We start from the raw sequence: 24,376 nt of genomic DNA, 5'->3' as shown, positions 1-24,376 counted from the left end.
GGCTTGTGACCGGAGTGGGGTATTTTTGTTTTGGAGACACGATGATTTCACGGTCGGACGTCAGCGAACCAGGGTGCTATCCCGCGCCGTCCGACCGTGAACGACAAGATGCACCCATGGTCTCGCCAAACCTGACCGGTCGAACGCGCCACGGCACCAGCCGAGTATGTTGACGCGTCCTCCTCCCATTGCGGAAGGAAGGCTACTCCCCAAAGACGGGCATGAGTTTAGCGTGGGGCTACGGATTAGGCAAGGCGACGCAGCCGGGCGGGATCGGTCCCATATCGATATCCCCAATCGGTCGTTGTAGCGGAAATAACGTTTCAGTAAGCTACGCCGACGCGGGTTTGTTGCGCAGGACCGTGCGCCGAAGCGCGCCGTACAATAAGTCGCAACGAGTCGCAACGCTGCCTGCATCGAAAAATGACGAAAATTAACCGACTAACCGACAACAGCATCAAAAACGGGAGATTCCATGCGCTTCAGAATGCTCGCAGCCGCAGTCCTGGCCGTAATACCGATGCTCGCGATAGCAAAACCGCTTACCGTGTGCACGGAGTCGAGTCCCGACGGCTTTGATGTCGTGCAGTTCAACTCGCTCGTGACGACCAATGCATCGGCGGATGTGATCTTCAACACACTCGTCTCCTACGATGAAGTCGCGAAGAAGGTCACGCCCGCGCTCGCGGAGAAGTGGGATGTGAGCGCCGACGGCCTGACCTACACGTTCCATCTGCGCCCGAACGTGGCATTCCAGAGCACGGATTACTTCAAGCCATCGAGGAAATTGACGGCCGATGACGTCGTGTTTTCGTTCGATCGCATGCTTTCGGACAGCAACCCGTGGCACAAGGTGGCGGGCGCGAGCGGCTTTCCGCATGCGCAATCGATGGGTCTGGTGAAGCTGATCAAGTCGGTATCCAAGGTCGATGACAACACCGTGAAGTTCGTGCTGAACACGCCGAACGCGACCTTCGTGCCCATTCTGACGATGGGTTTTGCATCGATCTATTCGGCCGAATACGCCGACCAATTGCTCAAGGCCGGCAAGGAAACCGATCTGAACGCGAAACCCATCGGCACGGGTCCGTTCGTGTTGAAGAGTTATACCAAGGACGCCGTGATCCGCTACGACGTGAACCCGACCTACTGGGGCGCGAAGCCGAAGGTCGACCGGTTGATCTATGCAATCACGCCCGACGCCTCCGTGCGCGCGCAGAAAATCAAGGCGGGTGAATGCCAGATCGCGTTGTCGCCGAAGCCGCAGGATGTGATCGATGCGAAGAAAGGCGGCTCGATCAAGGTCGTCGAAACGCCGGCGTTCATGACGGCGTTCGTGGCGCTGAATACGCAGAAAAAGCCGCTCGATAACCCCAAGGTCCGCCAGGCGCTGAACGAGGCATTCGATCGCACGACGTACCTGAAAACGGTCTTCGAGAACACGGCGACGGCCGCCGTGAATCCGTTCCCGCCGAACACGTGGAGCTACGACAAGCAGGTGACGCCATACGCGTATTCGGTCGATCGCGCTAAAAAACTCCTCGCCGATGCAGGTTATCCAAATGGCTTCGATACAACCATCTGGGTGCGTCCGAACGGCAGCGTGCTGAATCCGAACCCGAAGGCCGGCGCAGAATTGCTGCAGGCGGACTTGGCGAAGATCGGCGTGAAGGCGCAGGTCAAGGTGATCGAATGGGGTGAGCTGATCAAGGAAGCGAAGCAAGGCCAGCACGACATGTTGTTCATGGGGTGGGCTGGCGACAATGGCGATCCGGACAACTATCTCTCGCCGCTGTTCAGTTGCGCCGCCGTGCGCTCGGGCATCAACTTCGCGCGTTTTTGCGACCCGACGCTGGATCGTTTGATCGATGAAGGCAAGGCATCGGCGGATATCGGCAAGCGGACCAAGGCTTATACCGAAGCGCAGCAGATCATCCACGACCAGGCGCTGTGGATCCCGCTCGGTTATCCGACCGCGTCCGCGCTGACGCAAGCCAACGTGAGCGGGTATCGGGTCAGTCCGTTTGGACGGCAGAACTTTTCGACCGTATCCGTGCAGTAAGCGTTGTTGCTCTTTGAAAAACCGGGCGCCTTATAAAAGCGCCCGGTTTTTTCATGCCGGCGCGAAACGGATTACGCCATCGTCTTCATTCGTACGACGCACCAGTTCACCTTTCAGCCAGAGCAAGTGCAAATGCGCCAGCGCTTCGCCGAGCGCAAAGGTCATCTGATGTACATCGAGCGGACGCTTGAACATGATCGGCACAATGTCCGCCGCGCTTTGCGGCTTCGCCGCGCACGCCTCGCGCACTTCTGCGAGCCGCGCCGCGTGATGGTCGCGAAGCTGCCTGATACGCGTATGCATGCCGCGAAACGGCTTGCCGTGGGAAGGCAGGACAAGCGCATCGGCGGGTAACGCTTCGTATCGGCCGAGGGATTCCAGGAACAGCGCCACCGGATTGCTCTCCGGTTCGATAGCAAACACGGACACATTCGTCGAAATGCGCGGCAAGACCATGTCCCCGGAAATCAGCACGTTGGTCTCCGCGCAATAGAACGCGCAATGTTCGGGCGAATGACCGAAACCCGTTATTACTTCCCAGTCGCGCCCGCCAATCCTGACCATGTCGCCGTTGCGCAGTCGGCGGAAATGCTGCGGTATGGATGGAACGAGCTTCGGGTAATACGTATCGCGTTTGCGTAACGCTTCGAGCGATGCCGGGTCCCTCATGCCATGTCGCGCGAAGTGCTGTGCGGCGCGCTCGCCGCCTGCATCCGATCCGTCGCCACTGGACATGACGCGGCCCATCGCGTATTCGCCGTGCGACATCCAGAGTCTTACCGGACCCCAGCGCTTTTGCTCGCCCCCATTGCAGAGCCAGTCGGCGAGGCCCAGGTGATCCGGATGGCAGTGCGTGACGATCACACGCAAAACCGGCAAGCCGTCGAGCAACGTACCGAAGACGCTTTCCCAACTGGCGCGGATGGTTTCGTCTGAAATACCGCAATCGATGACGGTCCAGCCCTTCACGCCATCGATTTCATCGCGCATGACCCAGACGTTGACGTGATCGAGCGCGAACGGCAGCGGCATGCGTACCCAAAAGACGCCGGGCGCGACTTCCATCGCCCGGCCGGGTTCGGGAAGCCGGTCGGCGAAAACGTAATCCAGTTGTTGTTCGAGCGGATTCATGCGGGTCGGTCTCCGGGTTGTCGATTCTTGCAATGCCGCCAAGTTGACGCTAACGTTAACTCGTATTTTACAGTGGTTGTCAAAAGCCGTTCAGCGCTTCACTACTTTCAAATGACCGACACGCGTTACACCATCACCGAACTGGCTCGTGAATTCGACATCACGCCCCGCGCGATCCGTTTCTATGAGAATCAGGGTTTGCTCACGCCGGCGCGCGAAGGCACGAACGGTGTGCGGCGCGTCTATTCGGCGCGCGACCGCACGCGCCTGAGGCTGACGCTGCGCGGCAAGCGGCTCGGGTTTACGCTGTCCGAAATCAGCCGGCTGCTCGATCTCTACGATTCACCCACGGGCACCGTCGCGCAGTTGCACGCGTTCCTGGACACGATCGCGGAACATCGCGTGGTGCTGGAGCGGCAACTGGAAGACCTGAACGCGACGCTGGCCGAGCTTGCCGCGTACGAAACGCAAGGCCGTGCGCTGCTTTCGGCGAGTGCTGAAAAGCGCGCACGCAAGATGCCCGCGCCATCTCCGGCCACGGAGAAACGCGCGAAGGCGGTATGAACGGCCATGGCGATACAATATCGCCCGGTTTGAATGCACAGGAAGTAACGCACCTCACGCGACACCACACGAAGTGCAGGGTCGATATGAATCACTTTCCCAGATTGCTGTCGTCGCAGATTGGCTTCGATGTCGCGCAAACGCTGCTCGAAGGGTTCGATCGTCACTATCGCGTTTTCAGCGATGCTGCGATCGCAGCGAAGCATTTATTCGAAGAAAGCGACTGGCATGCGCTGCAACGCCTGGCGCGCGAGCGCATCACGTCCTACGACGATCGCGTGGAAGAATGTGTGACGCGTCTGCAGGACCAATACGACGCAGAGAACATAGACGATGAAGTCTGGCAGCAGATCAAGCTGCATTACATCGGCTTGTTGACGACGCATCGGCAACCCGAATGCGCCGAGACGTTTTTCAACTCCGTGTGCTGCAAGATCCTGCACAGGTCGTATTTCAGTAACGACTTTATCTTTGTGCGGCCGGCCATATCGACGGAATATATCGAGAACGATGAACCCGCCGCCAAGCCGACGTATCGCGCGTATTACCCAAAGAAGGACGGGCTCGCTGCAACGCTCGCGCGCATTGTCACGAACTTCCAGCTCGAGCCTGCATTTGAAGAGCTCGAACGCGATGTTCAATGCGTCATGCGAGCCATCACCGAGGCATTAGGCGAGTTCGAGGCGGCACCGAATTTCCAGATCCACATGTTGTCGTCCCTGTTCTTCCGCAACAAGGCGGCGTACATGATCGGGCGGATCATCAATGGCGACCTGATCCTGCCGTTCGTCTTGCCCGTGCGTCACGCGCAACCAGGTCTGCTCGCGCTGGATACGGTCCTGTTGCAACGCGAACAAGTGCTGATCATCTTCAGCTTTTCGCATTCGTACTTTCTCGTGGATATGGAGGTGCCGTCGGCGTATGTGCAGTTCCTGCGCACCATCATGCCGGGCAAAGCGAAGGCGGAGATCTATACGTCCGTGGGACTGCAGAAGCAGGGCAAGAATCTGTTCTATCGTGACTTGCTGCATCACCTCTCGCATTCCAGCGATAAATTCACCCTTGCGCCGGGCATCAAGGGCATGGTCATGCTGGTGTTCACGTTGCCATCGTTCCCCTATGTGTTCAAGCTGATCAAGGACAACTTCCCGCCGCCGAAGGAGACCACGCGCGAGAAAGTCGAGGACAAGTACCGGCTGGTGAAGCGCCATGACCGGCTGGGGCGCATGGCCGACACGCTCGAATATTCGAGCGTCGCGTTGCCGTTAGCCCGTCTGGACGATGCATTGCTCAAGGAACTCAGGAAAGAAATCCCGTCGATGATCGAATACGAAGGCGACAAGCTCGTGATCCGGCATTTGTATATTGAACGCCGCATGACGCCGCTGAACCTGTATTTGCAGAACGGCACGCCACACGAGATCGAGCATGGCATCAGGGAGTACGGCGACGCCATCAAGCAACTGATGCAGGCGAACATCTTTCCCGGCGACATGCTGTACAAGAACTTTGGCGTCACGCGGCACGGCCGCGTGGTGTTCTACGATTACGATGAAATCGAATACCTGACCGATTGCAACGTGCGCCATGTGCCGCAAGCGCGCACCGAAGAAGAGGAAATGTCGGGCGAGCCGTGGTACACCGTCGGGCCGCACGACATCTTTCCGGAAACGTATGGAACGTTCCTGCTTGGCGATCCGCGAGTGCGCGACGTCTTCATGAAACACCATGCCGATTTCTTCGATCCGGCTCTCTGGCAAAAGCATAAGGAACAGATCCTCAACGGCGAACTCGCCGAGTTTTTCCCCTACGAACGCAGCAACCGTTTCAGCGTTCGCTATCCCGAGCGTTTTCTGAACGGCGCACCTGCCGCATGCGCCGCCGCATGAAACCCGCGTGACCTACCAGCACTGAATGCCATGTCAAACATCGACAACACTGAAAATCCAGACAGCAACCCGCTCTCGCATTTGTTCAACAACAACCTGCAATGGGTCGAGCGCAAACTCTCCGAAGATGCCGAGTATTTCTCTCGCCTCGCGCATCAGCAAGCGCCCGAATATTTGTGGATCGGCTGCTCCGATTCGCGCGTACCGGCGAACCAGATCATCGGCTTGCCGCCGGGTGAAGTGTTCGTGCACAGGAACATCGCGAACGTGGTGGTGCACTCGGACCTCAATTGTTTGTCGGTGATCCAGTTTGCCGTTGATCTGCTGAAGGTGAAGCACATCATGGTCGTCGGCCACTACGGTTGTTCCGGCGTGGGTGCGGCGCTCGTTGGAACGCGTGTCGGTCTTGCGGACAACTGGCTGCGTCACGTACAGGACGTACGCGACAAACACGCCTCGCTGCTCGAAGAATGGCCAATGGGCATCGCCAGGAATCGCCGGCTTGTGGAGCTGAACACGATCGAACAAACGGTCAACGTGTGCCACACGACCATCCTGCGCGATGCATGGGCGCGTGGTCAGGAAATCACCGTGCACGGCTGGACCTACGGCGTTCACGACGGCCGCGTGCGCAACATGGGCATGATGATCAGCGGGCCGGACGAGGTCGAGCCGACCTATCAGCATTGCATCGCGGCGCTGGCTCGCGGCGGTGCGCATTCAGCGGAAAACGATGTACTTGCCTCGGATGCCGCCCGTCTCGGCGATGTCCCCGCCATTGTGGAAGGTGTGATCAAGGAGCTGAAGCATGAATGATTTCGTCGCTGATCCTGTTGTAATCGTCTCGGCTGCGCGCACGCCGATGGCCGCCTTCCAGGGCGACTTCGCAAGCGTAACAGCGCCGCAACTAGGCTCGGTCGCGATCCGCGCAGCCGTTGAACGTGCAGGGCTGAAACCCGAGCAGATCGAGGAAGCCGTGATGGGCTGCGTGCTGCCCGCGGGTCTCGGACAAGCGCCCGCGCGCCAAGCTGCGCTCGGCGCGGGTTTGCCGTTATCGACCGGAAGTACGACCGTCAACAAGATGTGCGGCTCGGGCATGCGCGCGGCCATGTTCGCGCACGACATGCTGCTCGCCGGTTCCCACGATGTAATCGTCGCAGGCGGCATGGAAAGCATGACCAATGCCCCGTACCTGTTGCCGAAAGCGCGCGGCGGCATGCGCATGGGTCACGGCCAGGTGCTCGATCACATGTTCCTCGATGGCCTCGAAGACGCGTACGAAAAAGGCCGGCTGATGGGCACGTTTGCCGAGCAATGCGCGGGTTCGTACAAGTTCACGCGGGAGGCGCAGGACGCATTTGCCATCGAATCGCTCAAGCGCGCCAAGCGCGCGAACGAAGACGGTTCGTTCGACTGGGAAATTGCGCCGGTGACGGTATCGGGCCGCAAGGGCGAAACGGTTATCGATCACGATGAACAGCCGGCAAAGGCGAACATCGAAAAGATTTCGACGCTCAAACCCGCTTTCGCGAAGGACGGCACCGTGACGGCGGCGAATGCATCGTCCATTTCCGATGGCGCCGCCGCGCTCGTGATGATGCGCGAATCGACCGCCAGGCGGCTCGGCGTGACGCCGCTCGCACGCGTGGTCGGCCACAGCACGTTCGCGCAGGAACCGGCGTTGTTCACCACGGCGCCCGTCGGCGCGATCCGCAAGCTGTTCGAGAAAAACGGCTGGCGCGCGAGCGATGTCGACCTGTACGAGATCAACGAGGCGTTCGCCGTCGTCGCGATGGCCGCCATGCGCGAACATGATCTTCCCCACGACAAAGTCAACGTCAACGGCGGCGCATGCGCGTTGGGACATCCTATCGGCGCATCGGGCGCGCGAATCCTCGTCACGCTGATCGGCGCATTGCGTCAGCGCGGCCTGAAGCGCGGTGTGGCGAGCTTGTGCATCGGCGGCGGAGAGGCGACGGCAATGGGCATCGAATTGATCTGAAGGTGACGCTATGAAAACGGTATTGATCGTGGGTGCATCGCGCGGACTCGGCCATGAGTTTGCGCGCCAGTATTGCCGCGATGGCTGGCGGGTGCTCGCCACGGCGCGCGATGCGGCATCGTTAAGCGGTCTCGAAGCCATGGGCGCCAAGACCTTCTCGCTCGATACAACCAGACCCGAGGACATCGCCGCGCTCGGCTGGCAACTCGATGGCGAGAAGCTGGATGCGGCGATCATCGTGTCGGGGGTTTATGGTCCGCGCACGGAGCACGTGGAAACCATCCTCGCGGAAGATTTCGATGAAGTCATGCGCACGAACGTCCGTGGTCCCATGCAATTGCTTCCCATCCTCTTGCCGCTGACGGACGCCGCGCACGGCGTGCTTGCCGTCGTATCGAGCAAGATGGGCAGCATTGCGGAGATGAACGCTACGGCGGGGTGGTTGTACAGGGCGAGCAAGGCAGCGCTGAATGCGGCGCTCAAGGCGGCGTCGCTGCAGGCGCGCGGCGCGACGTGCGTTTCACTGCACCCGGGCTGGGTCCGAACGGATATGGGCGGTTCGTCGGCGGCGATCGATCCTGCGCACAGCGTAACCGGCATGCGCGCGGTGATCGCGGCGGCCGCTGCGGATCACAAAACGTTCAACGGCAGTTTCATCCAGTACGACGGCACGCAAATCAAATGGTAATGTCGTACGCTGGCGCAGGGACTTTCGACTAAAGACGAGGACATGAAGTGATGTATCAAGTGCATGGCGTGGCGTCATCGGGGAATTGCTACAAGGTTCGACTCGCGCTCGAACAACTGAACCTCCCCTATGTCTGGAACGAAGTGGACATGATGAACGGCGCCACCCGCACCGATTCGTTTCGGCAGATGAACCCGAACGGCAAGGTGCCGGTCCTGCAGATCGATGAAACCACGTGCCTGTTCGAATCGGACGCCATCCTCTATTACCTTGCCGAAGGCACGCCGCTTTTGCCCACGGATCGCCTCGCCCGGGCGCGCGTGCTGCAATGGATGTTCTTCGAGCAGTACAGCCACGAGCCGAACGTCGCAGTCGCGCGCTTCATTCTCCAGTTCACGAAAAGCCCCGACGATCCGCGTTTGCCCGAGAAGACCGCAGGTTCATACCGGGCGCTGGACGTGATGGAAACGCATCTCGCGACGCGCACGTATTTCGTCGATGAGCAGTACAGCATCGCGGACATTGCGCTCTACGCATACACCCATGTCGCCGATGAAGCCAACCTCGACCTCGGCCGATACCCTGCCATTCGCGCGTGGCTTGCGCGCGTGAAAGCGCAGCCGGGTCATATCGAGATGCCGGGCGTCGACGCGTGACCCAGCCTGTCGAATGTCCTTGCGGTGGGGCATCGCCGGAAGCGGCCGTTAAGCGTTTACCGAAGTACACGCAATGTTGCGGACGCTTCATAGAAGACGATGAAGTGCCGGCGAACGCCATGGAACTGATGCGTTCGCGCTACACCGCGTACGTAATTGGCAACACCGAATATCTGCGTGCGACCTGGAGCGATGCGACCTGCCCGCCCGATCTCGAAGCATCGGCCGATTCCGCCACTCGCTGGCTCGGGCTGCAGATCAAGCGCCATACGCCCATAGACACCACTCACGCCGAGGTCGAGTTCGTCGCCCGTTACAAGGTGGGCGGGCGTGCGCATCGTCTGCACGAGACCAGCCGCTTTGAACGCGATAACGCCGGCCGCTGGCGTTATATCGATGGCGCCCTTCGCGATTAGAAAATCCACGGCAAATATTTCCTTAACGCGCGCTTTCGTTTAAAAAATTGTGCAGTGCACGGGTACTTTCTAATTGCGCCCAATCATTTTGTACGGGTACTCTGTCTTTTAGCCAGCCGTTGGCGAATCGGTAGCAAGCTATTGTTTCATAAGCTAATTACTGGTCGGCGGTCTGACGTTGCATATTGAAGCCCATTGTCGTGTCCATTCGGGACATGACTTCACGGACCGCCAGGCGATACTGCTTTCAGCAGTACAAAAGCGCGGAACTGATGGATCGTGACAATAAGCCGGCCACGCTTTAGCTAACCAGCAGCGAGGCCGAAAGCAGGCGGAGTTTCGGGGATGGCATTCAGGCAAGTGGTGTCCGGTTGTTTTGCTGTATGTGCAGTGGCGGCAACGCTGGTGGGCATGTCCACCCAGGCGGCCGCGGAACCGTTCCCCGGCGCACAGCAATACGCGTCGCTCGACGCACCCGCGTTCGGCACGGTCAAGCCGGCGTTCGATCCCTCGCTTCCAGTAGTCGATGCCACCCTCAACGAGGCGGTCATCGAGATTCCATCGGGCGATGTCACGCTCGAAACCACCATCTTCAAACCCAACGGCACGGGCCCGTTCCCGATGGTCGTTTTCAATCACGGCAAACTCCCCGGCAACGCACATGACCAGCCGCGCGCGCGTCCCTTGGCGCTGGCGCGCGAGTTCGTTCGTCATGGCTATGTCGTCGTGGTGCCGAATCGCCGCGGCTTCGCCGGGTCGGGCGGCGAGTACGTCGGCAACGGTTGCAACGTCGAAGCGAACGGCTTCACGCAAGCGAGCGACGTTGCGGCGACGGTCGCTTACATGGACAAGCAGGCGTTTGTCGACAGCAAGCATGTCGTGGTTGCGGGCGCCTCGCATGGCGGCCTGGTCACGATGGCGTATGGCGCGCGCGATGCACGTTCGGACACCGGCGTGCGTGGTCTGATCAACTTTTCCGGCGGCCTTCGGCAGGATGAATGCCCCAACTGGCAGAAGAACCTGACCAGCGCGTTTGGCGAATATGGCGAGCACGTAAAGCTGCCGTCGCTGTGGATGTATGGCAGCAATGATTCGGTGTGGCAGGGTTCGCTCCCCGATGACATGTTCGCGTCTTACACGGCGCATGGCGCGCGAGCCGACATGGTGGATTTTGGCGCGTACAAGAACGATGCGCATCGGCTGGTCGGGGATCGCGATGGCGTGCCGATCTGGTGGCCGCGCGTGAAGACGTTTTTGGCCGAAATCGGCATGCCGACGGATTCGCAGTATCAGGTTTCGTATCCGCAGGCGCCATTGCCTTCGGGCTATGCGAACCTGGACGCGGTGGCGGCGGTGCCTTTCCTCGATGAACGCGGCCGCGAGGGTTACGAGAATTTCCTGCATCAGTATTCGAGCCGCGCGTTTGCCGTATCGGATTCGGGTGCGTGGTCGTGGGCCGAGGGCGGCGATGATCCGATGGCCGTGGCGCTCGATGGATGCCAGAAGCAGAGCACGGACCCGTGCAGGTTGTATGCGGTCAATAATGCCGTGGTCTGGGATGAGCGCAGTGCGGCGCAGACGCAGACTGCCTCGCGGTAGGGAGTTGCCTTTGTTCAGCTAAAGGCTGGGAGCTGGACGTTCAATGGGCGGCGGTCGGGGCTGGTGCTGGGTTGCTGCTGGGTTGCTGCTGTTTGGGCCTTCGCGCGTTCCGTTCTTGCTGACTTCTTTAGCACTATTAGCCACTGTGCGTGGCGGCACTTCATTTCTTTGTCCAACGGCGACAAAGAAACGAAGCAAAGAAAACGCCTTCCAAACGAAGGCACATAAGTGTCCCAAGCGTGCACTGACAACTGTTTGGTACTTCAGAAGAACAGTTGTCGCCATAACCACCAACACTTGAACCCCTCCCCCTCCGTCAACAGATACCCACACGCTTCGCCACCAGTAACTGTGGCAGTCAATACGGAAACCCGCCCAACCCATAACAACGGTTGAATCCAAGCGCTCCACTGGGTCATGGACCTGCCCGAGACTTCGCACCGGTGGTCCCCGGCAAGCACGGAATCAAACGTAACCAGTACAACCAGCCCCTCCATTTGGGCGCCAGGGCGCGAAGCGCGGAAGCCTGGTTAACGGATTCCCACACTGGTGGCGAAGCGTGTGGGTTGCGGTTGACGGAGGGGGAGGGTTTCAAGTGTTCGTGGTTATGGCGTCGAGCGTTCTTCTGAAGTACCAAACAGTTGACATTGCACGCTCGGGACACTTAAGAATTAGCGGTTGGGAGGCGTTTTCTTTGCTTCGTTTCTTTGTCGCCGTTGGACAAAGAAATGAAGTCCCGCCACGGACAGTGGCTAATAGTGCTAAAGAGATCAGCTAGAACGAAACCCAAGCAAGCCCAAACAGCAGCAACCCAGCAGCAACCCAGCACCAACCCCGACCGCTTCCAAAACCGTCCAGCAACCACCTCCCCGCTCAACTTCCCGTCAATTCCCTCCAAAAAGCCTCCCAATAGACCGACGTTAGCGTCAAAGACAAAAAAACCCCCACCGCGTGCCACGCCCGCCGGAGGCCCCACCGGCGTGCAAACCAAAACTCCCGCGACAAATTTAGAGATAATCGATACTCATCGAAACACCGAGCCGCGCGCACCCCGCGAACCCCTATGCCCGACATGAATCTACAGCGCCTGACCGTCACCGCCGATGGCCACGTGGCGCGCGTCACGCTCAATCGCCCGGACGTGCGCAACGCCTTCGACGACGCCACCATCGTCGAATTGACCGCCGCGTTTCGCGCCCTGGCCGACGACGCGTCGATACGCGTGATCATCCTCGCCGCGAACGGCCCGTCGTTCTGCGCCGGCGCCGACCTCAACTGGATGAAACGCATGGCGGACTACTCGGACGCGGAAAATCGCGCCGATGCCCTCGGTCTCGCGACCATGCTCAACACCATCTACACGTGCAGAAAACCGGTGATCGCCTGCGTTCAGGGCGACGCATACGCGGGCGGCATGGGTCTCGTGGCGGTAGCGGACATCGCGATAACGGCGGATTCGGCGCACTTCTGTCTCTCCGAGGCAAAGCTCGGGCTGATGCCGGCGACCATCGCGCCGTATGTCATCCGCGCGATCGGCGCGCGCGCATCGCACCGGTATTTTGTGACGGCGGAACGTATCGATGCAAACGAAGCGCTGCGCATCGGCCTCGTGCATCAGGTGGTGTCCGACGAAGCACTCGATGCCACCGTCGATGCCGTCGCCGCAGCCATCGCGGCAAATAGTCCGAACGCGGTGCGCGAATGCAAGCAACTGGTCGTCGATCTGGCCGACAAAACCATCGACGACACGCTGATCTCGGACACCGCTGACCGCATTGCACGGATTCGCGCCTCGGACGAAGGCCGCGATGGCGTGCGCAGTTTTCTGGAAAAACGCAAGCCGTCGTGGCTTGCGTGATTGTGATCGGGAGCGCCGCCTGTTTTTCTTATGGCGCTGCAAAGCGCAATACAGACGAGCCGCTCCCATGGAGTCGTTTTGAATCTGAACAACCAACACACGCCGGCAACCGATGACTGGATTGCCCGCTCCCTTCGCGCCGTATGGCATCCGTGTACGCAAATGAAGCATCACGAGCGCATGCCGCTCGTGCCCATCGCACGCGGCAAGGGTCCGTGGCTATATGACCACAACGGAAATCGTTATCTCGATGCCATCAGTTCCTGGTGGGTCAACCTCTTCGGCCATGCGAATCCCGACATCAACGCGGCGCTCAAGGATCAGCTCGACACGCTCGAACACGCGATGCTCGCCGGCTGCACGCACGAGCCGGCGGTCCTTCTCGCGGAACGGTTGAACGCGTTGACGCACAACACGCTGGGTCACGCGTTCTTTGCATCCGATGGCGCTTCGGCGGTGGAGATCGCGTTGAAAATGAGCTTCCATTTTTGGCGCAACAGCGGGCACACAGAGAAACGCGAGTTCGTTTGCCTCGCGAACAGCTATCACGGCGAGACCATCGGCGCGCTTGGCGTAACCGATGTCGCGTTGTTCAAGGATGCCTACGATCCGCTGATCCGCAACGCGCACGTTGTGACATCGCCCGATGCCCGCAACGCCCGCGAAGGCAAGACCGCACGCGATGTCGCGCAACGCGCACTCGCTGACATGAAGTCCTTGTTCGAAGCCAAGGCGTCGCAACTCGCAGCGGTGATCGTCGAGCCGCTGGTTCAGTGCGCGGCCGGCATGGCGATGCACGATCCGTATTATCTGAAGGGCTTGCGCGCCCTCTGTGATCAATACGGCGTGCATCTGATCGCCGATGAAATCGCTGTCGGCTGCGGCCGGAGCGGGACATTCTTTGCGTGCGAGCAAGCCGGGATCTGGCCGGATTTCATTTGTTTGTCGAAGGGAATCAGCGGCGGATATTTGCCGTTGTCGATCGTCCTCACACGGGACGAAATCTACGCCGCTTTCTACGACGACGACATGACGCGCGGCTTTCTCCACTCGCATTCGTACACGGGGAATCCGCTTGCGTGCCGCGCGGCTTTGGCGACGCTCGATCTCTTCGACTCGGCCAACGTGCTTGAGGAGAATCGCCGGAAGTCGTCGTTGCTGCGCACTGCGCTGAGCCCGTTGCAAGATCACGCGCACGTGAAAAACCTGCGTCAGCAGGGCACGATCTTCGCGTTCGATGCCGTGATCGAAGACCCGGCTCAAGCACGCACGTTCTCGCGCCGTTTCTTCGAAAACGCCTTGAAACAAGAGCTTTTATTGCGCCCGATCGGCACGACCGTCTATCTGATGCCGCCGTACATTCTCAGCGACGACGAACAGACGCTGCTCGCAGAACGCACGCTCGAGGTCTTCGATACAACGCTCGCGGAGGCCGCATGAGCGATACATCGGCCGCGTTGTTCGACACGCTGAAACAAGGTCTTGCCGATATCGATCGCAACGGGTTGCGTCGTCGCCGGAAAGTTGCGGATAGCGCCTGCGCTGCGCACATGATGGTGGATGGGCGGAAGATCATCGGCTTTGCGAGCAACGATTATCTCGGGCTCGCCGCGCATGAGACCTTGCGCGAAGCGTTGGCCGAAGGCGCACGCAAATACGGCGCAGGCAGCGGTGGATCGCATTTGCTCGGCGGCCATTCGCGCGCGCACGCGAAGCTGGAAGACGATCTGGCGGCGTTCTCCGGCGGTTTTGTGAACCAGGCGCGTGCGCTGTACTTCAGCACCGGTTACATGGCCAACCTGGCAACGCTGACCACGCTCGGCGCCCTGAGCGGCCGCGACACGCTCATGTTTTGCGACGCGTTGAATCATGCATCGCTGATCGATGGCGCACGGTTATCGCGTGCTGAAATCCGCATCTATCCTCACGCCGATGCCGAAGCGCTCGACGCCATGCTCGATGCATCGCGCAATGTTGGCGCAACGAAGATCATCGTTACGGATTCGGTATTCAGCATGGACGGCGATATTGCGCCGCTCGCGCGTTTGCTCGAAGTCGCCGAACGATACGGCGCGTGGCTCGTCGTGGACGACGCGCACGGTTTCGGCGTGCTCGGTCCGCAAGGCCGCGGCGCGCTCGCCGATGCCGCACTGCATTCACCCCACCTGGTTTATGTCGGCACGCTGGGGAAGGCGGCGGGTGTATCGGGCGCGTTCGTGATCGCGCACGAAACCGTGATCGAATGGTTCGTCCAGCGCGCGCGGCCGTATATCTTCACGACGGCATCCGTGCCGGCTGTGGCCCACGCGGTATCGGCGAGTTTGAAGATCATTGGCGGCACCGAAGGCGACGAACGACGCGCGCATCTTGCGACACTGATCGACAGCACGCGCGCTATTTTGAAGCGTACACAATGGCAGCCGGTGGATTCGCATACGGCGGTCCAGCCGTTGATCATCGGCGGCAATGAAGAGACGCTTCAGCTCGCCGCCGCGCTCGATGAACACCGCATGTGGGTTCCCGCGATCCGGCCGCCGACGGTTCCAGTGGGTACATCGCGACTGCGCATTTCGTTGTCGGCGGCGCACAGTCACGAAGACCTCGCAAAGCTCGACCATGCCTTGCAAACCTTGAGCAATCGACCATGACAGCTCCCCTCTCGATCTTCGTCACCGGCACCGATACCGAGATCGGCAAGACGCTCGTTTCAGCGGCGCTGCTGCACGGATTTGCATCGCTCGGACTGCGCGCCGCCGCGATGAAACCCATCGCCGCCGGCGCGTTCGAACGCAATGGCGAATGGCACAACGAAGACGCGGATCAACTCGACGCCGCCGCGAACGTCACGCTGCCACCATCCATACGCACGCCGTTCTTGCTGAAGGACGCCGCCGCGCCGCACATTGCAGCGGCGCGCGAAAACGTGTCGCTGGACATCGCACGCATTGTGGAAGCGCATCAGGCGGCCATCAAGCAGGCGGACGTGGTCGTGGTGGAAGGCGTGGGTGGATTTCGCGTGCCGCTCACCGACGTTCACGATACCGCCGACCTGGCGTTCGCATTGCATTTGCCGGTCGTGCTCGTGGTCGGCATGCGCCTTGGTTGCATCAGCCATGCGTTGCTGAGCGCCGAGGCCATTGCCGCACGCGGGTTGCATCTCGTCGGCTGGGTCGCGAACCAAATCGATCCGAACATGCTGTTTCCGGCTGAGAACATTGAAGCAATCCGGTTGCGGCTCGACAGCCAGTACAACGCGCCGCTGCTCGGCGTCATTCCCCGCCTCGCGCCGCCTGATGCGCTGACGGCGACGAAATATATCGATACATCCCTGCTGCTGGACACTTTGCGTTCGGCAGATGCAGGCCAGTAATTCATCGTTATCTGCAAAACGAAAAGGATCATCACATGTCGCAATTGCAAACTGCTGAAACTTCCGCTCAGACGTCCGCACCGCAAACGCTGGCCCGCTGGCGCGTCGCCGATATCGTCGCGCTCTACGACCTGCCCTTCAACGACTTGCTGTTTCGCGCGCAGACGGTTCACCGTGAATATTTCGATGCCAACACGGTTCAGCTCTCCACGCTGCTTTCCATCAAGACCGGCGGGTGCCCGGAAGATTGCGCGTATTGCCCGCAATCGTCGCATCACGACACCGGCCTGAAAGCCGAAAAACTGATGCCCGTCGATGAAGTCCTGAAGGCCGCCGAAATTGCGAAGGCGAACGGCGCGACCCGTTTCTGCATGGGCGCGGCGTGGCGCAATCCGAAGGATCAGCATCTTGAGCCGATCGCCGACATGATTCGCGGCGTGAAGGCGATGGGTCTCGAAACCTGCGTGACGCTCGGCATGCTGGAAGCGCACCAGGCGACCCGTCTGCGCGATGCCGGCCTCGATTATTACAACCATAACCTCGATACATCGCCCGAGTTCTACGGCCAGATCATCTCGACGCGCACGTATCAGGATCGTCTGGACACGCTCGAACATGTACGCGATGCCGGCATCAACGTGTGTTGCGGCGGTATCGTGGGGATGGGTGAATCGCGGCGTGAACGCGCCGGGTTGATCACGCAACTGGCGAACATGGAGCCGTATCCGGAATCAGTGCCCATCAACAATCTGGTGCAGGTCGAAGGCACGCCGCTGACGGGCACGGCGCCGCTCGATCCGTTCGAATTCGTGCGCACGATCGCGGTTGCGCGCATCACGATGCCGAAGGCAATGGTGCGGTTGTCGGCGGGACGCGAGCAGATGAATGAAGCGCTGCAGGCGCTGTGCTTCGTGGCCGGCGCGAATTCGATCTTCTACGGCGACCAGTTGCTGACGACAAGCAACCCGCAAGCAGAAGCCGACCGGAAATTGCTGGAACGTCTGGGAATGCGCGCCGAGGCTTCTCAGCAGATGGAAACGGCGGACGCGTGCGATGTGAAATGCGGGCATGCGCAGGTGCAGTAAGCCTGACTCTCACCGCTAAGTAAAAAGGGCGTTCCAACTCAGGTTGGAACGCCCTTTCGCATCAGCTTCAATTCTTGTCCACAATCACCTGATCGAACGTCCCGCCATCGGCGAAATGGGTTTGCTGGGCTTTCTGCCAGTTGCCAAAAACCTGTTCCACCGTGAACGTCTTGATCGGCTTGAATTCGCTTGCGTGCTTTGCCAGCACCTCGGCATTACGCGGCCGCAAATGATGTTGCGCGATGATTTCCTGCACCGCCGGCGTCCACAAATACTGCAGGTACGCCTGCGCCTGTTTGCGCGTGCCGCGCTTGTCCACCACCTTGTCGACCACCGCGACAGGCGGCTCCGCCAGCAAGCTCACCGACGGATATACCGAGCTGAAATCCTTCCCGCCCGCGCCGGTGCCCGCGCCGGTATCCATCAGCGCAACTTCGTTTTCGAACGTCACCAGCACATCGCCGATACCCCGTTGCGTGAACGTCGTCGTCGCACCGCGACCGCCTGTATCGAGCACCGGCACGTTCTTGAAGATGGCTTTTTCGAAGGCTTGCGCTTGTTGATCCGTGGCGCCCTGCTGCTTCTTGTAGCCCCACGCCGCCAGATACGCATACCGCCCATTGCCCGAGGTCTTCGGATTGGCGATCACGACCTGCACGCCCGGGCGCGCCAGATCGCTCCAGTCCTTGATGTTCTTCGGGTTGCCGGCGCGCACGAGAAACACCATCGTCGTGGTGTAGGGCACCGCGTTGTTCGGGAAATGCGTGCGCCAGTTGGCCGGCACCAGGCCGCCACGTTCGACCAGCAAGTCGACATCGTTAGGCTGGTTCATCGTGACGACGTCGGCCTGCAGGCCCTGCATCACCGACAAAGCCTGTGCACTCGACGCCCCATGCGACTGGCGCACGGACAGCGTTTCGCCGTTCTTCTGCTTATAGTCGGCAATGAACGCTGTATCGATGTCCTTGTACAACTCGCGCGTCACGTCGTAAGAAACGTTCAGCAACGACGTGTCCGCATGCGCGAACGTGCTCAGACCCAACGCCGCGAATGCAGCCCAGTGCTTCAAACCCGCCATGTATCCCCCGATTGTTCGAATAGTAAAAACCGCCGCCAGCGGCGATTCTATCGAAAACATTCGAAGGTTCGGGCCGCAAACGGTCGGATGCGTTATCCATACGCCGGTTGTTCGAAGCGCTCGAATACGTCGCGCGCCACTGCTTTCTTCTCGCCGAAATGCGACGGCGCGGCGCAATGGATCAGCGTATCGACAAAATACTTCGCGCGCGGCCACGGACCGAAGCCCGCGGCCGTGTTGATATGGCCGGCGTCGCCGAGATTCACCAGCGCGCTGCCGAACTGGCTGGCAAGACGCAGGGCATCGTCGAAGGGCATCCATGGATCCGTCTGGCTCGCGATCAGCACCGACGGCACGTTCAGCTTGCGCGCCTCGAACGTGCCCGCGAACCGAAATTTGTCGGGGCTTGCCGGCGCGACGAACAGCACGCCTGCGACGGCATCGCCCGTCAAAACTTCAGCGATCGCATGCGCCGCCGCGAGGCAGCCGAAACTGTGCGCCGCGAGAATGACGCGGCCGCGAACGCTCGATACCGTGTCCGCGACGGCTTGCGCCCAAGTATCGAGTTGTGGCGCGTCCCAGTCGTCCTGCATGACGCGGCGCGATTTCGGCAATTGCCGCTCGAGCCACGTTTGCCAATGCGCGCCCTCGCTGCCGTGCAGACCCGGCACGGTGACGAGTCGCGGCGGCCAGGCGGATGTGCTGTTTGAACTCATGTGAACCTCGCTGCGGCCAAAGCCGGCATGGTGAGGACCAATTCTGCTGCGAGGCGGCGTTGGCGAGAACCAACTTATCGTCATTTGGTTATCGGCGAGCCGGCGACCCTTTTTTACCGGAGGGCGGTTTTATCGGCGAAACCGTAAAATGCGTGAATCCACTTGCGCAACCGCCTCATTACTCCAGCGAACACGACCCATCGATGAAGATCATTCTCTACGAGCATCAAGCCGAGGCCCAGGAGTGGCTCGATGACCTGTCCCGCGCGCTTCCAGAAGCGGATATCCGACTATGGCAACCCGGCGATAACGCCCCCGCCGATTACGCCGTCGTCTGGCGCGCGCCGCGTGAATTGTTCGCGAACCGCCCGGATCTGCAGGCGGTGTTCAATCTCGGCGCTGGCGTGGATGCAATCCTCGATATCGAACGCAAGGAACCGGGCACGCTGCCGCCCAATGCGCTGCTCGTGCGCCTGGAAGACAGCGGCATGGCGCAGCAAATGGAGGAATACGCGATCTACACGGTGCTGCGCTATCTGCGCCGGATGGACGAGTACGAGGCGATCCAGCGTGAGCATCGATGGGAAAAGCTCGAGCCGCATCCGCGCAAGACATTCACGGTCGGCGTGCTGGGAATGGGGGTGCTCGGCGCACGCGTGGCTCGAACGCTGACCACGCTCGGCGTCCCCGTTCGCGGTTTCAGCCGCACGAAACGCGAGATTGAAGGCGTGCAGACTTTCGCGGGCGCGGAACAATTCGATGCGTTCCTCGATGGCGCGAAGATGCTCATCAACCTGTTGCCGCACACGCCGGACACCGAAGGCATCCTGAACGCCCGCGCGTTCGAGCGGCTTGCGGCGGGGGCGTATATCGTGAACCTGGCGCGCGGCGCGCACGTCGTGGATGACGATCTGCTGCGCGCCATGAAGACCGGCCAGGTCGCGGCGGCGGCGCTCGATGTCTTTCATCAGGAGCCCTTGCCCGATAATCATCCGTTCTGGACCACGCCACGCATCGAAATCACGCCACATGTCGCGGCCATTACGTTGCGCGATGAAAGCATCGAACAGATTGCGCTGAAGATCCGGGCGCTTGCGCGCGGTGAGCCCATATCCGGCATAGTCGACGTAAAACGCGGCTACTGATGCCGCCCAACAAAGGAGACAGGCATGCTTCCGCCTAAAGTGAAAATCGTCGAGGTCGCACCACGCGACGGCCTGCAGAACGAGAAGGATTTCGTCGCGACCGGGCTCAAGATCGACTTGATCAACCGGCTCGCGAAAGCTGGCTTGCAGAACGTGGAGTCGGCGTCGTTTGTATCGCCGAAATGGGTGCCGCAAATGGCCGATGGCGCCGCAGTCATGGCCGGAATCGAACGGCGTCCGGGCACGATCTACTCGGCGCTCACGCCGAACCTACGGGGCTTCGAGGCAGCGTTCGAAGCGAAGGTCGACGAGATCGTGATCTTCGGCGCGGCGAGCGAAGCGTTCTCGCAGAAGAACATCAATTGCAGCATCGCGGAAAGCATCGCGCGGTTCGAGCCGGTGGCGAAGGCTGCGAAAGAAGCGGGATTACGCGTGCGCGGCAGCATTTCCTGCGCGCTCGGCTGCCCTTATCAAGGCGACGTGCCGGTCGCGTCCGTGGTCGATGTCGTCGAGCGCATGAAGGCGCTGGGCTGCGATGAAATCGATATTGCCGACACCATCGGCGTCGGCACGGCGGGGCGCACGCGCGAGGTGATGGCGGCGGTATCGAAGGTATTCCCGCGTGAACGGCTGTCCGGCCATTTTCACGATACCTACGGCCAGGCCGTCGCGAATGTCTACGCGGCGCTGCAGGAAGGCATCGAGATATTCCATGCATCGGTGGCGGGGCTCGGCGGCTGTCCGTATGCCAAGGGTGCGACCGGCAACGTGGCGACCGAAGACGTGATCTTCCTGCTGAATGGACTCGGCATTGAAACCGGGGTGGATCTGGATCAGCTCGTGGAAATCGGCGACTTCATTTCGCAGGCCATTGGCAAACCGAGCGCATCGCGCGTGGGACGCGCATTGCTCGCGAAAAAACGCCACGGTGTGACGCCTTGCGTCTGAAAAACAAGCTCTCAGGAACCGGACCCAATGAACGAAACACTCGACGCCCTGCCCGAATCCGCCCGGCGCGTAGCCCGTTTGCTCAGCGAACGCGGCCACGCAAAACCTGTCGTGATGCTCGCGGAAACCGGCAAGACATCGGCGGAAGCTGCGGCCGGACTGGGCTGCTCGGTCGCGCAGATCGCCAAATCGATCCTGTTTCGCCGCAAGGAGGACGACGCGCCGGTGCTCGTGATTACGAGCGGCGCAAATCGCGTCGATGAAAAGAAAGTCGCTGCGCGCGTGGGCGAGCTCGGCCGCGCGGATGCCAGGTTCGTCCGCGAAAAAACGGGTTACGCGATCGGCGGCGTCTGTCCGATTGGTCACGTCACGCCGCCGGTCACGTTGATCGATGAAGACCTCCTCGCGCTCGACAGCCTCTGGGCTGCCGCCGGTCATCCGCACGCGGTGTTCAACCTGACGCCACAGGAATTGATCGCGCTCACTGACGCGCCCGTCGTGGATGTCGCGTTGCGCGAGACGGCGTGATGACTGAAGCCGTGGCGTCGCCGTGTATCGATGTATGCAGGATGAACCCGCGCACGGAACTTTGCGACGGCTGCTTTCGCACGATCGATGAAATCGCGGGCTGGTCGTCATTCGATGACACGCAAAAGCGCACGGTGCTGGATCTTGCGTCAAAGCGTCCTCGTGTTGTTCGCGTCGGCGAGCGGATGGAGGCCACGCTCGAACTGCCGCCTGATTCCATCAAGTCGTTCGCGACCCTTGTCAACGACCAGAACCCGCTGCATCACGACGATGCCTACGCCGAAGCCAGCCGGTTCGGGTCTCTGATTGCATCGGGTACGCAGCCCACCGCGCATTTGATGGCGGTGCTCGCGACACATTTTTCGGCTTACGCGCAACCGCTCGGACTTGAGTTCGGCATCAAGCTCGTGCGCGCGGTCAAGGTGAACGACGTGCTCGCCATGCGCTGGCTGATCACCGATGCCCACTGGAAAGCCAGCCTCGACGGCGACCTGGTCAAGCTCGACGGCGAGGTGCTGAATCAGCTTGGCGAGACAGTCGTCAAGGCGACAGCGACGATCGTGGTGATGCCTCGGAAGGCCCGGGCATGATCCAGTTTCCTGCTTCGATGCGCGTCTTCGAGCGCGGCTGGCTGTCGTCGAACAACGTGCTTTTCATCGACAATAAGAACACCGCCTTGATCGATTCCGGCTACTCGTCGCACGCGGCGCAGACGCTCGCGCTCGTGCGCAATGCGCTCGGCGCCGGGCGTTCGCTCGATCTGATCTTGAACACGCATCTGCACTCCGACCATTGCGGCGGCAACGCGCTGTTGCAGGCTAACTTCGCGTGCGAAACCTTGATTCCGCAAACCGAAGCGCAAGCCGTACGCGACTGGGACGAAGGCAAACTCACGTTCCGCGCGACCGGGCAAACCTGCGAGCGCTTCAGTATTACCGGCACGATTGCGCCGGGTGTGGTCTTGAATCTTGGAGGTATCGATTGGTCCGTGCTCGGCGCACCCGGCCACGATCCGCATTCGCTGATGCTGTATTCATCGGCGGAACGCTTGCTGATCAGCGCCGACGCGCTGTGGGAAACCGGCTTCGGCGTGATCTTCCCGGAGCTGGAAGGCGAAAGCGGATTCGCGGAACAGCGCGCGGTGCTCGACCTGATCGCCACGCTCGATGTACGCGCGGTGATTCCCGGCCACGGCGCGCCCTTCACCGATGTTTCGAAGGCGCTGGATGTGGCGTCATCGCGTATCGATTTTTTGCGTGCCGATCCCGAGCGCAACGCGAAGAACGCGCTGAAGGTGTTGATCGTGTTCAAGCTGATGGAGTTGCGCTCCATGCAGGTCAGCGAACTGATCCTGATGGCCGCTACCGCCCGCGCCATGCGCGCCGCCGCAGCCATGCTCTCCGGCAACCACGCGCAACTGATACGCAAGTATCTCGGCGAGCTTCAGACGAGCGGCGTGCTGAAGGTGGATGGCGAGACGGTGACGGTTGTCTGAAGCGCCAGGGCAAAAAAGAAAGCCGCTTGTCTGCTGTCGATGGGTTATCGATAAACAGGTCCAAGCGGCGGAATTTGTTGACGTGATCAGCGCCTGATGCATCCTAACGCGCCTGTTTTTGAGATGCATCGGTGCTTTCCCTACAGACCGATAACACTTACCTGAACACTCGATGACGCCAGGTGCCGCATCATGCGGCGCGCTCGGTTGCCTCGAAAAAGGCGAGGATTTCCTTGAGCAATTCGTCGGGCACTTCCTCCGGAATGTAATGGCCCGACGGCACCGCACGGCCGCTGACATCGCGCGCCACGCGCCGCCATTCGTCGAGCGGCTCGAAACATTGTTCGATCACGCCCTCCTTGCCCCACAACACCCGCAACGGGCACGCGAGTCTGTTGCCGCACTCCAGATCCGCCCGATCATGCTCGAGATCGATACTCGCCGATGCCCGATAGTCCTCGCACATCGCGTGCACCGCGCCGGGCTGACGCAACGCATCGCGATACGCCTGCAACGCATGCGGCGCGAAAGGCGCGAGACCCGCGTGACGACTGCCCATCACGCGCTCCACATACGCATCCGAATGCGCGCCGATCAGCAGCTCGGGCAGCGGCTCCGGCTGGATCAGGAAGAACCAGTGGAAATAAGCGGTGGCGAAAGCGCGGTCGGTGGCTTCGTACATGGCGAGCGTGGGCGCGATATCGAGCAGCATCAGCCGGTCGACGGCTTGCGGAAAATCCAGCGCCATCCGGTGCGCCACGCGCGCGCCGCGATCGTGCGCGCAGACCATGAAACGCTCGAAGCCGAAATGCCGCATGACGGCGACCTGATCGGCGGCCATCACGCGTTTCGAATACGGCGTGTGGTGTTCGTCGCTCGGCGGTTTGCCCGACGCGCCGTAGCCGCGCAGGTCGGTGGCGATTACGGTGAAATGCTGCGCCAGATCTTTCGCGAGCCTGTGCCAGATCTCATGCGTCTGCGGATGGCCGTGCAACAGCAACAACGGCGGTCCGCTGCCGCCCTTCATGCCGAAAATATCGACGCCCGAAACATTGAAGGTGAACGGTTGGTAGTCTTCGAACGGCATGGCGTCTCTATCCGATGATCCGATGAACGGGAAAACGATTGTAGGCGTCCTCGACGATA

Annotated in this window: 23 protein-coding genes and 1 riboswitch; of the genes, 19 read left to right on the top strand and 4 right to left on the bottom strand. The window is 60.7% G+C overall.

The features are described 5' to 3' along the window. Positions 1-51: 51 nt before the first annotated feature. A riboswitch (yybP-ykoY riboswitch) is annotated at positions 52-223 on the bottom strand. 252 nt (positions 224-475) lie between these two features. Beyond that, positions 476-2,062: an ABC transporter substrate-binding protein gene (locus tag AXG89_RS06725; RefSeq protein ID WP_062168745.1), complete on the top strand. Its 1,587-nt coding sequence runs from the start codon at positions 476-478 to the stop codon at positions 2,060-2,062. 51 nt (positions 2,063-2,113) lie between these two features. On the opposite strand, the gene AXG89_RS06720 is transcribed toward AXG89_RS06725, so the two are convergent. Further along, positions 2,114-3,193, bottom strand: a complete 1,080-nt coding sequence (locus AXG89_RS06720; RefSeq protein WP_062168744.1) for an MBL fold metallo-hydrolase — start codon at positions 3,191-3,193, stop codon at positions 2,114-2,116. A 111-nt stretch (positions 3,194-3,304) separates the two neighbouring features. Here AXG89_RS06720 and AXG89_RS06715 point away from each other — a divergent pair, with 111 nt between their 5' ends. From AXG89_RS06715 to bioB, 13 genes are all read left to right on the top strand, one after another. Next, positions 3,305-3,757 carry a MerR family transcriptional regulator gene (locus AXG89_RS06715; protein WP_062168742.1) on the top strand — a complete coding sequence of 151 codons (453 nt, stop codon included), beginning with the start codon at positions 3,305-3,307 and terminating at the stop codon, positions 3,755-3,757. 86 nt (positions 3,758-3,843) lie between these two features. Then, positions 3,844-5,646, top strand: a complete 1,803-nt coding sequence (gene aceK / locus AXG89_RS06710; protein ID WP_062170370.1) for a bifunctional isocitrate dehydrogenase kinase/phosphatase — start codon at positions 3,844-3,846, stop codon at positions 5,644-5,646. 30 nt (positions 5,647-5,676) lie between these two features. Then, positions 5,677-6,462, top strand: coding sequence for a carbonate dehydratase (gene can, locus AXG89_RS06705; RefSeq protein ID WP_062168736.1), 786 nt, complete (start codon positions 5,677-5,679; stop codon positions 6,460-6,462). Further along, complete coding sequence (locus AXG89_RS06700; RefSeq protein ID WP_062168734.1) at positions 6,455-7,648, top strand: acetyl-CoA C-acetyltransferase; 1,194 nt, start codon at positions 6,455-6,457, stop codon at positions 7,646-7,648. Before can ends, AXG89_RS06700 begins: the two co-directional genes overlap by 8 nt. A 10-nt stretch (positions 7,649-7,658) precedes the next feature. Continuing rightward, positions 7,659-8,336 carry an SDR family oxidoreductase gene (locus AXG89_RS06695; RefSeq protein ID WP_061998253.1) on the top strand — a complete coding sequence of 226 codons (678 nt, stop codon included), beginning with the start codon at positions 7,659-7,661 and terminating at the stop codon, positions 8,334-8,336. A gap of 50 nt (positions 8,337-8,386) precedes the next feature. Next, positions 8,387-8,992 carry a glutathione S-transferase family protein gene (locus AXG89_RS06690; protein WP_062168732.1) on the top strand — a complete coding sequence of 202 codons (606 nt, stop codon included), beginning with the start codon at positions 8,387-8,389 and terminating at the stop codon, positions 8,990-8,992. After that, positions 8,989-9,408, top strand: coding sequence for a YchJ family protein (locus tag AXG89_RS06685; protein WP_062168730.1), 420 nt, complete (start codon positions 8,989-8,991; stop codon positions 9,406-9,408). The genes AXG89_RS06690 and AXG89_RS06685 overlap by 4 nt, the downstream gene beginning before the upstream one ends. 345 nt (positions 9,409-9,753) lie before the next feature. Then, positions 9,754-11,007 (top strand): dienelactone hydrolase family protein, encoded by a 1,254-nt coding sequence (locus AXG89_RS06680; protein ID WP_062168728.1) that lies wholly within the window; start codon positions 9,754-9,756, stop codon positions 11,005-11,007. A gap of 1,072 nt (positions 11,008-12,079) precedes the next feature. Next, entirely contained in the window at positions 12,080-12,865 is a 786-nt protein-coding gene (locus tag AXG89_RS06670) for an enoyl-CoA hydratase/isomerase family protein (protein WP_062170367.1), read from the top strand. A gap of 78 nt (positions 12,866-12,943) precedes the next feature. After that, positions 12,944-14,305, top strand: coding sequence for an adenosylmethionine--8-amino-7-oxononanoate transaminase (gene bioA, locus AXG89_RS06665; RefSeq protein WP_442861745.1), 1,362 nt, complete (start codon positions 12,944-12,946; stop codon positions 14,303-14,305). Beyond that, positions 14,302-15,513, top strand: a complete 1,212-nt coding sequence (bioF, locus tag AXG89_RS06660) for an 8-amino-7-oxononanoate synthase (RefSeq protein ID WP_062168724.1) — start codon at positions 14,302-14,304, stop codon at positions 15,511-15,513. Before bioA ends, bioF begins: the two co-directional genes overlap by 4 nt. Then, positions 15,510-16,235: a dethiobiotin synthase gene (gene bioD, locus AXG89_RS06655; RefSeq protein ID WP_062168722.1), complete on the top strand. Its 726-nt coding sequence runs from the start codon at positions 15,510-15,512 to the stop codon at positions 16,233-16,235. Before bioF ends, bioD begins: the two co-directional genes overlap by 4 nt. 35 nt (positions 16,236-16,270) lie before the next feature. Then, positions 16,271-17,320 (top strand): biotin synthase BioB, encoded by a 1,050-nt coding sequence (bioB, locus tag AXG89_RS06650; protein ID WP_062168720.1) that lies wholly within the window; start codon positions 16,271-16,273, stop codon positions 17,318-17,320. Between the two features lie 67 nt (positions 17,321-17,387). On the opposite strand, the gene AXG89_RS06645 is transcribed toward bioB, so the two are convergent. Together AXG89_RS06645 and AXG89_RS06640 are read right to left on the bottom strand one after the other, a co-directional pair. After that, on the bottom strand, positions 17,388-18,398 hold the full coding sequence (locus AXG89_RS06645; protein ID WP_062170364.1) for a sulfate ABC transporter substrate-binding protein: 1,011 nt from the start codon (positions 18,396-18,398) through the stop codon (positions 17,388-17,390). Positions 18,399-18,490: 92 nt separating this feature from the next. Then, positions 18,491-19,114, bottom strand: a complete 624-nt coding sequence (locus AXG89_RS06640; RefSeq protein ID WP_062168717.1) for an RBBP9/YdeN family alpha/beta hydrolase — start codon at positions 19,112-19,114, stop codon at positions 18,491-18,493. A 203-nt stretch (positions 19,115-19,317) separates the two neighbouring features. Between AXG89_RS06640 and AXG89_RS06635 the strand changes: the two genes are divergently transcribed. Genes AXG89_RS06635 through AXG89_RS06615 form a run of 5 tightly spaced genes read left to right on the top strand, consistent with a single transcriptional unit; the run spans position 19,318 to position 23,230 of the window. Next, positions 19,318-20,259: a 2-hydroxyacid dehydrogenase gene (locus AXG89_RS06635; protein ID WP_062168715.1), complete on the top strand. Its 942-nt coding sequence runs from the start codon at positions 19,318-19,320 to the stop codon at positions 20,257-20,259. 24 nt (positions 20,260-20,283) lie between these two features. After that, entirely contained in the window at positions 20,284-21,207 is a 924-nt protein-coding gene (locus tag AXG89_RS06630; RefSeq protein WP_062168713.1) for a hydroxymethylglutaryl-CoA lyase, read from the top strand. A gap of 27 nt (positions 21,208-21,234) precedes the next feature. Next, the gene (locus AXG89_RS06625) at positions 21,235-21,735 is read left to right on the top strand and encodes a YbaK/EbsC family protein (protein WP_062168711.1); all 501 of its coding nucleotides are present in this window, start codon (positions 21,235-21,237) and stop codon (positions 21,733-21,735) included. A 41-nt stretch (positions 21,736-21,776) separates the two neighbouring features. After that, entirely contained in the window at positions 21,777-22,325 is a 549-nt protein-coding gene (locus tag AXG89_RS06620) for a DUF1289 domain-containing protein (protein ID WP_236873414.1), read from the top strand. Continuing rightward, a complete protein-coding gene (locus AXG89_RS06615; protein ID WP_062168709.1) occupies positions 22,322-23,230 on the top strand; it encodes an MBL fold metallo-hydrolase in 909 nt (302 codons plus the stop codon). Before AXG89_RS06620 ends, AXG89_RS06615 begins: the two co-directional genes overlap by 4 nt. A gap of 190 nt (positions 23,231-23,420) precedes the next feature. Here AXG89_RS06615 and AXG89_RS06610 read toward each other — a convergent pair whose 3' ends face one another. Continuing rightward, positions 23,421-24,317 (bottom strand): alpha/beta fold hydrolase, encoded by an 897-nt coding sequence (locus AXG89_RS06610; protein WP_062168708.1) that lies wholly within the window; start codon positions 24,315-24,317, stop codon positions 23,421-23,423. Positions 24,318-24,376: the final 59 nt, after the last annotated feature.

Source organism: Burkholderia sp. PAMC 26561, from assembly GCF_001557535.2.
In the GTDB taxonomy this organism is placed as follows: Bacteria; Pseudomonadota; Gammaproteobacteria; order Burkholderiales; family Burkholderiaceae; genus Caballeronia.
This window is presented reverse-complemented; position numbering and strand designations above follow the sequence as displayed.